Origin of the sequence: Rhizobium sp. LjRoot30 (assembly GCF_964253915.1) — a bacterium.
In the GTDB taxonomy this organism is placed as follows: domain Bacteria; phylum Pseudomonadota; class Alphaproteobacteria; order Rhizobiales; family Rhizobiaceae; genus Metarhizobium.
Genome location: NZ_CAXUSG020000001.1, coordinates 1 through 12,599 on the forward strand (window position 1 = coordinate 1; position 12,599 = coordinate 12,599).

The 12,599-nt window shown below is 62.6% G+C and carries 10 protein-coding genes and 1 pseudogene; 7 read left to right on the forward strand and 4 right to left on the reverse strand.

What is annotated here, in order from left to right; genetic code table 11:
• Positions 1-196: 196 nt before the first annotated feature.
• The 3 genes and pseudogenes from ACSQ3I_RS00005 to ACSQ3I_RS00015 form a co-directional block, all read right to left on the reverse strand.
• A pseudogene (locus tag ACSQ3I_RS00005) lies at positions 197-341 on the reverse strand (integrase core domain-containing protein); the annotation flags it as partial.
• Between the two features lie 60 nt (positions 342-401).
• Positions 402-1,958 carry an indolepyruvate oxidoreductase subunit beta family protein gene (locus tag ACSQ3I_RS00010; RefSeq protein ID WP_435995093.1) on the reverse strand — a complete coding sequence of 519 codons (1,557 nt, stop codon included), beginning with the start codon at positions 1,956-1,958 and terminating at the stop codon, positions 402-404.
• An 8-nt stretch (positions 1,959-1,966) separates the two neighbouring features.
• Positions 1,967-4,120 carry a thiamine pyrophosphate-dependent enzyme gene (locus ACSQ3I_RS00015; RefSeq protein ID WP_435995095.1) on the reverse strand — a complete coding sequence of 718 codons (2,154 nt, stop codon included), beginning with the start codon at positions 4,118-4,120 and terminating at the stop codon, positions 1,967-1,969.
• A 352-nt stretch (positions 4,121-4,472) separates the two neighbouring features.
• Here ACSQ3I_RS00015 and ACSQ3I_RS00020 point away from each other — a divergent pair, with 352 nt between their 5' ends.
• From ACSQ3I_RS00020 to ACSQ3I_RS00045, 6 genes are all read left to right on the forward strand, one after another.
• Positions 4,473-6,005 carry an ABC transporter substrate-binding protein gene (locus tag ACSQ3I_RS00020; RefSeq protein WP_435996210.1) on the forward strand — a complete coding sequence of 511 codons (1,533 nt, stop codon included), beginning with the start codon at positions 4,473-4,475 and terminating at the stop codon, positions 6,003-6,005.
• 362 nt (positions 6,006-6,367) lie between these two features.
• Positions 6,368-7,375, forward strand: a complete 1,008-nt coding sequence (locus tag ACSQ3I_RS00025; protein WP_435995097.1) for an ABC transporter permease — start codon at positions 6,368-6,370, stop codon at positions 7,373-7,375.
• On the forward strand, positions 7,368-8,261 hold the full coding sequence (locus ACSQ3I_RS00030) for an ABC transporter permease (protein ID WP_435995099.1): 894 nt from the start codon (positions 7,368-7,370) through the stop codon (positions 8,259-8,261). Before ACSQ3I_RS00025 ends, ACSQ3I_RS00030 begins: the two co-directional genes overlap by 8 nt.
• The gene (locus ACSQ3I_RS00035) at positions 8,258-9,118 is read left to right on the forward strand and encodes an ABC transporter ATP-binding protein (protein WP_435995101.1); all 861 of its coding nucleotides are present in this window, start codon (positions 8,258-8,260) and stop codon (positions 9,116-9,118) included. Before ACSQ3I_RS00030 ends, ACSQ3I_RS00035 begins: the two co-directional genes overlap by 4 nt.
• A 15-nt stretch (positions 9,119-9,133) precedes the next feature.
• Positions 9,134-9,952, forward strand: coding sequence for an ATP-binding cassette domain-containing protein (locus tag ACSQ3I_RS00040; RefSeq protein WP_435995103.1), 819 nt, complete (start codon positions 9,134-9,136; stop codon positions 9,950-9,952).
• 245 nt (positions 9,953-10,197) lie between these two features.
• Entirely contained in the window at positions 10,198-10,791 is a 594-nt protein-coding gene (locus ACSQ3I_RS00045; RefSeq protein WP_435996212.1) for a VOC family protein, read from the forward strand.
• A gap of 7 nt (positions 10,792-10,798) precedes the next feature.
• On the opposite strand, the gene ACSQ3I_RS00050 is transcribed toward ACSQ3I_RS00045, so the two are convergent.
• Positions 10,799-11,341, reverse strand: a complete 543-nt coding sequence (locus ACSQ3I_RS00050; protein ID WP_435995105.1) for a winged helix DNA-binding protein — start codon at positions 11,339-11,341, stop codon at positions 10,799-10,801.
• Between the two features lie 137 nt (positions 11,342-11,478).
• Here ACSQ3I_RS00050 and ACSQ3I_RS00055 point away from each other — a divergent pair, with 137 nt between their 5' ends.
• A complete protein-coding gene (locus ACSQ3I_RS00055) occupies positions 11,479-12,582 on the forward strand; it encodes an LLM class flavin-dependent oxidoreductase (protein ID WP_435995107.1) in 1,104 nt (367 codons plus the stop codon).
• Positions 12,583-12,599: the final 17 nt, after the last annotated feature.

The following is a 12,599-nucleotide window of genomic DNA, read 5'->3' on the forward strand; positions in this document are numbered from 1 at the left end:
AATCTATACACAAAACCCCCGCTACACCTCATGTAACGGGGGTTTTGTGTTTAATGGACAATACGTGCTGGCGAGTTCATAGTTGATGTGCTCCCCGATTTTGGGCCAGCGGGTGCTGGAATTTTCCGGGGTTTGCTCTGAGCCCAAACCTTGGACCGCCGAAAGCTGGAGTTTTCCGGCTCCGATCATGATGCCGGCTGGTTGGGCCACCTGGATTATGCAGCTCAATTGGGACGTCATTATCTGATCGCCGAGTGAGGGCGTTCCTCGTTGTAGTATCGACGCCAAGTCTGCAACTTTTCGCGCGAATCCGCAACGGTCAGGAACCAATGGGCATTCAGGCGCGACCTGCAACGAGGGGCGAAGGGCAGGATGCCGCACTCGCCGGTTTTGCATCGATATCAGCTATCCAGTGTCGCCACCGTCTTCAGCGCACCGTCGAGGGCGATGCCCTTTTCGTCGAGCAGGGCGGCCTGGCGCAGGCGTTTCAGCCAGGCAGCGCCGTCGTCGCGGTGGCGGATGAGTGGCAGGGCGGAGAGCACGCGGTCGAATTTCGACAGGCCGCGGGCGTGGGTGTCGGAATACCCCTTCACCAGCCGCCGACAGCCGAGCACTTCGACGGCGAGATCGTAATTTTCACCAAGCACCGTCGTCGCCGTCTTGAGCCAGGCTCCGCAATGTTCCATCTCGCGAGAATGGCGCAGTGTGCCGCGCCGACCGCGGCGCAGGGCCGAGACGACGTAGAGGCCGCTGAACCAGAACAGCGTGCCGGTTTTCACCCGGCGTCCCTTGTTGACCAGCCTGTCGAGCCGGTTGAACAAAGCAGGGCGGTTTTCGATCCACAGGCCGAGCTTTTTCGGCAGCGTGCCGCAGATTTCTTCCATGCGCGGATGCATATATTCCGTCGTGTAGACGATCTGACCGTCCCGGGCGCCGACCTCCTTGCGCACCCGCTCGAAGCGCGAGGCGCGCACCTTGAGGTCCGCCACACGAATCACATCGTCATAAGCCATGGCGACGGCAACATATTTTGCCGCCTGCAGGGTGAAAGCAAAATCCTTCGCTTCGCCGCCATGACGGCGGTCGACGGCGAGAAGCGATGAAACCCGGTCGAGATATTCCCCGGCATAGGCCGGGTCCTGAAAGTCGGTGAGTTTTTTGGCGCCGGCATACAGCATCTGCTGCGCCTGTTCCGGAAACTCGCTGCGGATACGGTGGACGAGACGGTCCAGCGCCGGGTGGCCGGCGGTTTCCGGCAACACGTCGAAATGTTTGTGCGGCGTTGCCGACAGTTTTTCGGTCGGCTTGTCCCTGGCGCGTTCATAGGCGGCATTAAAAGCTTTCAGGCTGGCCTCGATGCCCTTACCGCCGGCGCGGATGGTCGCCTCGAACGCCTGCTTGGTAAACGGCAAGATCTCGGCTGCCGCCAGCCCGCCGAACAGCGCCGAAGAAATGACGCTGCCGTTCTTCACGGCCAGGCTTTCCATGTCGAAGGCGATGGTTTTTTTCGCGGCAAAATCCGTGGCGTCGATGACGACCACCGGGTTGCCGATGCCGTCGCCCGGTGTCTGCTTTTCGCTGACGGCGAAGGAGCGGTGGGTCGAGGCGATCAGCACCGTCTTGTCCGGCGTCACCAGGCCGCGCAGCACCGAGCGGCCGGCCTCCATCAGTTCGGCGGCGATGACGACGTCGACATCGCCCGGCGTCGGCATCAGCGAGAAGATCGGCGCATGGCCGTCGCGGGCCGGCAGCATCTCGACGTAATAGATGGTCGCGCCGGTGCGCTGGGCGACACCCGGCACCGAGGTGGTCTGCGCCATCCAGCCCTCAGCTTCCGCCATGTTGACGATCCAGTCGGCAAGCACGCCGCCGCCCTGGCCGCCCATGGCGAGGATGGCAAGCGACAAAGGCTTGTCGGTGGAATGGCGCGCGGGCGAGAGAGAAACATGTTCGTTCATGACCGGCCTCAATCCGCAAAGACGATGCGGCTTGCCTGACGGCGCGCCTGCAGCCAGCCGATGACTTTTCCGCGGATTTTCGCGAGGAAACGGTCCCAGCCGGTGGGGTTGTGGATGATGTCGGCGCGGTAGAAGGACGGACAGAGCACGGCGGCTTCCGAAACCTCGCCGCAATTGCCGCAGCCGACGCAGTTGTTGTCGATCGCCGCCACCGGATCGTCCTTCAGCGGATCGTCGGTGTGTTTCACCGACAGCGACGGACAGCCGGAAAGGCGGATGCAGGCGTGATCGCCAGTGCAGACGTCCTCGTCGACGCCGAACCGCTCCTTGACCATGCGTTTTCCGTCCTTTACCGCCTTGGCGAAAAGCGGCTTGATGCGACGCTGCTTGTTCAGCATGCATTCGGAGGAGGCGACGATGATTTTTGGGCCTTCCTCCTTCGTCGTCAGCGCCTCGCGCAGCGTATCGCGCATCTTGGTGACGTCGTAGGTGCGGTCGATCTGGCGCACCCAGGTGGCGCCGATGCCCTTCACCGCGTTGACGATGGAATTGTTGGTCTTGCGCCGCGGATTGATGGCGCGCGACGACATGACGTCCTGGCCGCCGGTCGCAGCCGAATAAAAATTGTCGACGACGAGGATGACGCCGTCCTGCTTGTTGAACACGGCATTGCCGATCGAGGTGGCAAGGCCGTTGTGCCAGAAGCCGCCGTCACCCATCACCGAGATCACCCTCTTGTCGGATGCGACGTTGAAGGCGGAGGCCGCCGCCGGCGACAGGCCGTAACCCATCGTCGTTGAGCCGATATTGAAGGGCGGCAGGATGGAAAACAGGTGGCAGCCGATGTCGCCGGAAACGTGGTGGTCGCCAAGCTCGCCCTGCACCAGCTTCATGGCCGCAAAGATCGGCCTTTCCGGACAGCCGATGCAGAAACCCGGCGGGCGCGGCGGCACGACTTCGGCCAGCGCCTTGATCTTCGGATCCTGCAGAATGGGGGTCGGATCGGGGATCGGCGGCTGGTTGCCGAGCAGCACCCGCTGGTACTTTTCCAGGAAGGATTGCACGCCCTTCACCAGCACCGGCGCGGTATATTCGCCGCCCATCGGCAGCACATCCTTGCCGGAAACCCTGGTCTGGATGTCGCGGCGGCGCAGGATGGTGTTGAGCATCTGCTCGATATATTCCGGCGCGCCTTCCTCCACCATCAGCACCGCCTGTTTGCCGACGCAGAAATCGGCGATCTGATCGTCGATCAGCGGATAGGAGATGTTGAGCACATAGAGCGGCACGGAGGAATTGCCGTAGACATCGGCAAGGCCGAGCTGCTGCAGGGCGCGCATCACGCCGTTGTAAAGCCCGCCTTGCAGAATGATGCCGACTTCGCCTTCTTCAGGGCCGAAATATTCGTTGATTTTCCGCTCTTTGATGAATTCGACGGCGGCCGGCCAGCGGCGCTCGAGCTTCTCTTTCTCATGGACGAAGGATGCCGGCGGCAACACGATGCGGCTGACGTCGCGCACCGGGTTTTCCAGCGCCTGGCGCAGGGTGAAGTCCGGACGCTTGTTGTCCCTGGCGACGAACTGGCCGTGGACGTGACAGCTACGGATGCCGACCTGCAGCATGACGGGCGTGTTGGAAACTTCGGAAAGCTCGAACCCTTCCTCCACCGCCTTGACGATAGACGGCAGGTTGGGGCGCGGGGTCAGGAGCCAGAGTTGCGATTTCATCGCAAAGGCGTGGCTGCGTTCCTGCATGATCGAGGAACCTTCGCCGTAATCCTCGCCGATGATGATCATCGCACCGCCGGTGACGCCGCCGGAAGAGAGGTTGGAGAGCGCGTCGGAAGCGACGTTGGTGCCGGCGGTCGATTTCCAGGTGACGGCGCCGCGCACCGGATACATCACCGAGGCCGATAGCATGGCAGCGGCGGCGGCTTCCGAGGCCGAAGTCTCGAAATGCACGCCCAGCTCTTCCATGACGTCCTTGGCGTCGGCCAGAACATCCATCAGATGCGAGATCGGCGAGCCCTGGTAACCGCCGACATAGGAGACGCCGGATTGCAACAGCGCCTTGGTGATCGCCAGGATTCCCTCGCCGCGAAAGATGTCGCCTTCGCCCAATTTGAGGTCCTCGACCTCACGTGCAAAAGACCGTTCTGCCATTTCGAGAATTCCCCTTGCTCCCAAGCGGAGCGTGATCTTATAATCATTTGCAAAATCATATTTTGTGACGCGGCTTTGTGTCAATCTGCAAATTCCGCGATCGGTGAAAGGAGGGGTCAAGCCTTTGAAACAAGCGCAAGAACAGGACATCGGTGACTGTCGGCATTTATATGCGATGGCATATAATGGAGCCTGTTGCCGCGCCCTTGACGCATCGCTTTTGCGAGAAAGCGCTTGCCAGCAAAAATTGCTTATTTTAACATTAAAGCATTCCGATCAATAAAATGCTCGGTCAGGCGGCCAGGAGAGCCGTCCTGCCGGGACCAGGGGAACCGACGGAGCTCGAACCATGATGACGCTTTCCAGACGCCAGGCGCTGGGCCTGGGTGCTGCTGCCTTTCTGACCGGTGTATTTTCCGGCCGTAACATCGTTTCCGCCGCCGAAAGCGGCACGCTGACGATCGCCTACAACGTCAACCTGCCGTCCTTCGATCCGACGGTCGGGCCTTCCGCCGTCAATCCGTCCATCCAGGCGATCTATCGCTCGGTCTTCGACCAGTTCATCGGCCAGGGGCCGGATCTTTCCTTCCAGCCGGGCCTGCTGACGGCCTGGGGCTGGAACGAAGACAAGACCAAGGTCTGGATGGACGTGCGCGAGGGCGTGACCTGGCATGACGGCTCGCCGTTCACGCCGGAAGACGTCGTCTGGTCGCTGACCCGTGCCGCCGACGAAAAGACCGGCAACCCGATCCAGTTCATCTGGTCGACCGCCGGCAACTACACCATCGAAGGCAACAAGATTACCGGCGACGTGCTGCGTTTCGAGCCGACCTTCTTCAAATGGATGGCCTTCCTCACCGGCTACATCCTGCCGAAGGCCTATTACGAAAAGGTTGGCGCCGAAGGCTTCGAAAAGGCGCCGATCGGCACCGGCCCCTATATGGTCGATGCCTACGAAGGCAACGCCTTCCTACGCCTCAAGGCCAATGAGAATTATTTCGGCGGCAAGCCGGCCTTCGATACCGTCGTCTTCAAGTTCGTGCCGGACGGTACGAGCCGTGTCGCCGAGCTGGAATCGGGCGCTTCCGACATCACGCTCGAAATTCCCTACGAAGAATTCGACCGCCTGAAGGGCACGGACGGTTTTGCCGGCGTCGCGACGCCGATCTCCGATATCGGCATGATCTTCCTCAACAACATCGACGTGATGCTCGACAAGAACGTCCGTCTCGCCGCCCACCACGCCATCGACAAGAAGGCGATCGTCGAGCGCCTGCTGCGCGGTTATGGCGTGCCGATCGATACGCTGGAAGCGCCGGAATACGATGCTTATGACGCCTCCATCGTCGTCGGCTTCGATCCGGAAAAGGCGAAGTCGCTGCTGGCCGCGTCCGGTTTCTCAACCGACAAGCCGGCTAAATTCAAGATCCAGACGACGCGCGGCTTCAAGCCGAAGGATTACGAGATGATCCAGGCGATCGTCGGCATGTGGCGCAAGGTCGGCATCGAGGCGGAAATCGAAGTCTACGAAATCGCCAAACACTACGAACTGCGTGCCGCCGACCAGCTGGCGCCGGCCGCTTTCTACAACTGGGGCAACGCCATCGGCGATCCGACCACCTCGACCGGTTTCGCCATGTTCGGCCCGTCGCCGCACTCCGTCTGGAACACCGACGACCTCGACGGCATGATCGGCCCGCTCTGGGGCGAGAAGGACGAAGAAAAGCGCATCGCCGGCTGGAAAGCCGTCAGCAAGTATATTGCCGAAGAGGGTTATGTGATCCCGCTGCTGCAATATGCCCAGCCGCTGCTCTACAAGGCGACGTTGAAGGTCACGCCGAATGTTTCGGGCGCCCTGCAGCCGACGCTGGTTTCGCCGGCCTGATGAGGCATTCCCCTTCTCCCCGACGGGGAGAAGGTGGCCCGAAGGGTCGGATGAGGGGGCGAGACACGGTAAGGCGCTTCTTTGTGGCGCCCCCTCATCCCCCTGCCGGGACCTTCTCCCCGCTGGGGAGAAGGGGCAAGCGGCACTCTCATTCCATGTGTGATGCTCCTGCTGTATCGCCCGCTTTTCGACCTCCGACATAAGGGCGTGCGTGCCCAAAAACTCCTTCTCCCCGCTGGCGGGGAGAAGGTCCCGGCAGGGGGGATGAGGGGCCGTCGCAACCGCGCCACCCACTCCGCTTGCCACCTTGCAGACCCACTGTTACGCTTGTCGCCTCCGTGCGGCCAGGAAATGAAGCTTTCATGATTGCCGTCTCTATCCTCAAACGACTTCTGATGGCCGCGATCACGCTGTTCGGCGTGGCGGTGATCGTTTTCGTCCTGCTGCGGGTCGTTCCCGGCGATCCGATCGCCATGATGATCTCGCCCGGCGCCAGCCCGGAAAGCATCGCCGCGCTCCGGGCGCAATACGGGCTCGATGCCAGCCTGCCGGTGCAGTTTCTCGTCTGGCTGAAGGCGGTCGCCGTCGGCGATTTCGGTACCTCGATCTCTCTGCGCCGCGATGTCCTGGAACTTCTGGCCGAGCGCCTGCCGGCGACGCTGGAACTGGCTGTTGTCGCATTGCTGGTTGCCATCGTGCTCGGCGGCGCGGTTGCCGTTCTCGGCACGCTTTTGCGCCGCACGCCGGGTGAACCGGTGGTCGATACGGTCAACGGCCTCTGTCTTGCCGTACCGGATTTCGTCTGGGCCCTGGCGCTGGTGCTGGTGCTCGGCGTCGCCTTCCCGATCTTCCCGCTGTCGGGCCGCATCAATCCCGGCGTTCAGGTGGATTTTGTCACGCCCTTCTATCTCATTGAAAGCCTCGTCACGTTGCGCTTCAGCGTCTTCGCCGATGTTGCCGCCCACATGGTCATGCCGGTGCTGGCGCTCGGCCTGCCGCTGGCCGCAATCATTACCCGCGTGCTGAAGGAAGCGCTCCTGGAGGCCATGGTGCAGGATTATATCCTGCTCGCCCGGCTCAAGGGCATGTCCAGCCTGCGCCTCGTGCTGCAGGAGGCGCTGCGCAACGCCATCGGCCCGACCATCGCGCTCACCGGCGTGCAGTTCACCTTCCTGATCGGCGGCACCGTCATCGTCGAGCGCATCTTCGCTTATCCCGGTATCGGCAACATGGCGATCGACGCGGTGATCAACCGCGACCTGCCGCTGATCCAGGGCCTTGTCCTGGTGTTCGGCGCCCTGTTCATCGTCATCAACCTTTTGGTCGACATGCTTGTCGTCGCGTTCAATCCGAGGCTGCGTCATGGCTGATGTCGTTCTGACCCCACCCGCCGTCCGTCGCTCCGGCCTTTCGAAAAACCTGCGCGCCATGCTGCGCGAGCCAAAAGTGCTGATCGGCGGCGGTTTTATTCTCCTGCTGCTGCTCATCGCGATCTTCGCGCCCTGGCTGGCGCCCAAGGACCCGCTCGAGCAGGACCTGATGCTCGGCACCCTGCCGCCGGCGGGTTATCCCGGCACGGAACCCGGCTACTGGCTCGGCACCGACGATCTCGGCCGGGATGTGCTCTCCCGCGTCATCTATGGCACCCGCATTGCGCTGACCGTCGCCTTCGTTGCCGCCGGGCTTGCCGCCCTGTTCGGCACGGTGCTCGGGTTGATCGCCGGCTTTTACGGCGGCTGGGCCGACAAGGTGATCTCCCGGCTTGTCGATATCTGGATGGCCTTTCCGCCCGTGCTGTTGTCGATCCTGCTGGTCGCCGTGCTCGGCTCCGGTATCCATTCCGTCATCGCCGCCATCGTCATCATCGACTGGACGCGGTTCTGTCGTGTGGTGCGGGCCGAAACCCAGGCGCAGGCAAAGATGGATTATGTCGTTGCCGCCCGCACCATCGGTTTTCCGCGCCTGCACATCCTGATCCGGGAAATCCTGCCGAATGTCGCACCGGTGCTGATCGCGCTCGTCAGCCTGGAAATGGGCATCGCCGTCATCGTCGAGGCGATCCTGTCCTTCGTCGGCCTGTCGGTGTCCTCCGATACGCCCACCTGGGGCGGCATGATCGCCCAGGGGCGGCAGATCATCTATCAGGGCTGGTGGGTGCTGGTCGCGCCGCTCGTCGTGCTGTTTGCCACCGTGCTTGCCTTCAACCAGCTTGGCGACGGGTTGCGCCGGGCGCTCGATCCGGTGATGCGTCGATGACCACGTCCCTTGTTTCCATCTCCGGCTTGTCCGCCGTGTCCGACCGTGAAGGCGGAGCGCCGATCCTGCGCGACGTCTCGCTGACGCTGGAGCGCGGCGAAGTGCGCGGCCTCGTCGGCGAAAGCGGCGCCGGCAAATCCACCATCGCCAAGGCGTTGCTCGGCATTTTGCCGCGCACCGTGCGCGTTACCTCAGGCACCATCCAGTTCGAAGGTCGCGACCTGCTGACCATGCCGGGACGCGAGTTGCGCGACATCATGGGCGCGCAGATTTCGCTGATCCCGCAGGATCCGCAGACGGCGCTCAATCCCGGCCGGCGCATCGAGGCGCAGCTGACCGACGGTCTTCGCCTGCGGGGTGGCCTCTCCGTCAAGGATGCGCATGCCCGGGCGCTAAAACTTCTGGAAGAGGTGCAGATCCGCGATCCCGAACGGGTGCTGCGCGCCTTCCCGCACGAACTCTCCGGCGGCATGCGCCAGCGCGTGCTGATCGCCGCTGCCTTCGCGCTGGAACCGAAACTGGTCGTTGCCGACGAACCGACGACGGCGCTCGACGTCACGGTGCAGAAGCAGATCCTGCGGCTGATCCGCGACATGCAGAAGCAACACGGCACCGCCGTCATCTTCGTCACCCACGATCTCGGCGTCGTCGCGCAGATCTGCGACAGCGTCACGCTGCTCTATGCCGGCAAGGTCATCGAGGCGGGGGCAACGGCCGAGGTGCTGCAGAACCCGAAGCACGCCTACACGAAGGCTCTGATGGCTGCCGGCCCGCGTTACGACCGGCCGGATGCCGGGCTGGAGCCGGTGCCGCAGGCGGTGTTCGAACAGTTGCGCGCCGAAATCGGCATCCGTTGAGAGGGCTGGAAAAACATGGCTGAAAACCTCCTCACCGCCACCGGCCTCGAAGTCATTTACGGCGGCAGGCGCGGCGTAAAGGTGCTGCACGGCGTCGATATCGCCATCCGCCGCGGCGAAACTGTCGGGATCGTCGGCGAATCCGGCTCGGGCAAGACGACGCTCGGCCGTGCGCTTTTGCGGCTGGTGGATGTCTCTTCCGGCTCGATCCATTTCGACGGGCGCGACATCACCCATCTGCCGGAAGCCGAGATGCGGCCATTGCGCCGCCGTATCCAGATGATCTTCCAGGATCCGATGGCCTCGCTCAATCCGCGCCACACCATCCGCCGCATCCTGGTCGAGCCGCTGCTGCTGCACGGCCTGGCAAAAAATGCCGCCGAAGCGGAGGCGCGTGTCGCAAAGATCCTTGAGCGCGTCACCCTGCCGGTGGCCTGTCTCGACCGCAATCCGCACGAATTGTCCGGCGGCCAGCGCCAGCGCATCGGCATTGCCCGCGCCGCGCTGCTGGAGCCGGATTTCGTGCTGGCCGACGAGATCGTTTCCGGCCTCGATGTCTCGACGCAGGCGCAGGTGCTGAAACTTTTGAAAGGTCTTTCGGCCGATCTCGGCCTTGCCATGGCCTTCATCAGCCACGACCTCTCCGTCATCCGCGCCGTTTGCGACCGCGTCTACGTGCTGCGTTTCGGTAAGGTGGAGGAGGAAGGCGCCTGCGCCGAGGTCTTCGCCAATCCGAAATCCGACTATACCCGCATGCTGCTCGATGCCATCCCGCTGCCGGAGATCAATCCCGGCTGGCTGGACCCCAAGACCGGAATTGAAGACGCGGCGTAAGCGCAGTTCAGTATGCGGCCGTCACCCTCGGATTGGCGCCGAGGAACTGCCAACCGATTGACGTGATTGGATCCCCGGCACAAGGCCGAGGATGACGAAGGAGGGTTCCGAGCTTCGTCGATAGGCTGCACCGGCTACGGGCGGCAACTGAGGACATTGCAATTCGTCGAACACGTGCCGGGCAAGCGGGCCTCCGGCGCGAGGGTCTTTTCGTGCCTGCAAAAGAGGGGAATGCCATGAAAACCATGTTTACGAAATCGCTGCGGACTCTCGCAGCCCTGGCCGTCTTGTCCGGCCCGGCGCTGGCCGACGGCCTGCCGGGCTTGCGCGGTCACGATCATACCGGCGTCACCGTACCCGATATGAAGCAGGCGGTGGATTTTTTCACCGGTGTGCTCGGTTGCGAAAAGGCGATGTCCTTCGGACCGTTTGCCGATGACAAGGGCACCTTCATGACCGATCTGGTCGGCGTCGACGCCAAGGCGGTCATCCACGAAATCACGCTGGTTCGTTGCGGGTTCGGCTCGAACATCGAGCTCTTCCAGTATTCGGCACCCGACCAGCGCGACCTGAAGGCCAAGAACAGCGATATCGGCGCCTTCCACATCGCGCTTTATGTCGACGACGTCGCCGCCGCAAAAGCTTACCTCGACGGCAAGGGTGTGGCGACGCGTCTCGGACCGCTGCCGATCGAGCAGGGTCCGGCGGCCGGCCAGACCATCCTCTATTTCCAGGCGCCCTGGGGCATGCAGTTCGAAGCGATCAGCTATCCCAAGGGCATGGCGTACGAAAAGGATGCCAAGACGGTGCTCTGGGACCCCAAGAATCCGGCAAAGTAACAGCCCTTCAGGGTGCCGGCCTGCGATGGGTGGCGGCGACGCGCGCCACCTGCTCGTAGATGCCGGTCAGGAGATCGAGCGTGCGGGTCGCTTCCTCCAGCTTCTGCGGGAAGTTGGGCACGGAGCGGACCGCCTCGATCAGCAATGAGGCGCGGATGTCGGCATACCGCTCCGTTACCTCCAGACCTTTCGGCGTCACGGAATAGGTGACGCCGGAACGGCCGCTGCCCTGGCGCACCACGAGGCCGGCACCGATCAGCTTGCGCAGGCTGTACTGGATGTTGGGAATATCCTCGCGGTTGGCAAGCCGGGCGAGATCCTTGATGGTCTTCGGCCGGTCGTTCATGCGGATGATGTGCAGCATGGCGTTTTCCGGCCCGCTCGCGGCAAAATCGATCACCGAAGCCAGACATTCCGATTGCCAGCGGCCGAACGCCTCGTAGGCGCGCATCAGCGCATATTCGATCTCGGCGACATCCACCTCGACCGGATTGCGCGCCAGGTGCCAGCGTCTGTCGAGGGCGTCGGGGGTCTTTTCGGGCGATTTCATACGTCGTGCCTGCCTTCCTGAATGCAAGCTTTAGAAATACCGCCACATGCGGTCCGCGTCCACGCCCGGGCTCGATTGACAAGGATAGAATTTACGATAGATTTTTTATTTGAAATTTAAAACAAAGAGGAACAGCCATGACCCATCAGAACAGCATGTTCGATCGCAATCAGTTTCTGCTCGGCACGTTCGCCTCCAATTGTTCCGGCGGCATGTCGGTCACCAAGGTGCCGGAGCGCTGGGTGAATTCCTGGGACAACAATCTCCGCCTCGCCCATCTGCTCGACGATGCCGGCATCGATTTCATGCTGCCGATCGCCCGCTGGATCGGTTACGGCGGCGAGACGAATTTCCATGGCAACGTGCTCGAAACCATCACCTGGGCCACCGGCCTGCTGGCCAAGACCTGCAACATCAACGTCTTCGCCACCATCCACACCGCGGCCAACCATCCCGCCGTCGTCGCCAAGCAGCTGGCGACCATCGACCAGATCAGCGGCGGCCGCATCGGCCTCAACATCGTCGCCGGCTGGAACCAGCCGGAATACGAGGCGCTCGGCCTCAACCTGCCGGCCGGCCATGAGGAACGTTACGGCTACGCGCAGGAATGGTTCGACGTTGTCAAGGCGCTGTGGAGCCGCACCGAAGCCTTCGATTGGGAGGGCAAACATTTCCAGCTGAAGAACATCCTTGGCGACCCGCGGCCGACCACGCGTGTACCGATCCTCAATGCCGCCGGCTCGGGCCAAGGACGGGCCTTTGCCGCGCAAAATGCCGATTTCCTTTTCACCCCCGCCATCGATCTTTCGCGCTCGGGCGAGGAGGTTGCGGCATTGAAGCAGCAGGGCGCCGATGCCGGCCGGTCCGTGGGCGTGCTGACCTTTGCCCATGTCGTCTGCCGCCCGACGGAGAAGGAAGCGCAGGACTACCTCAAATATTTCGGTAAGGACAATGCCGATTGGGACGCCGTCGACAATCTCGTGCGGCTGCAGTTCGCCCATGCGCAATCCTTCCCGCACGATCTCCTAGCGCTGATCCGCGACCGCATGGCGGCCGGTCATGGCGGCTATCCGCTGGTTGGCACGCCGGAGCAGGTGGCCGAGGGCATCCTGGCGCTGCACAAGGCCGGATTTAACGGCACGACGCTTTCTTTTGTTGATTATGCAGAGGAATTCCCCTATTTCCGGGATCACGTGCTGCCAATCCTCGAAAGCGAGGGCATCCGCCGGGCGGTCGCGTAACACTTCCGTCCTGGGAT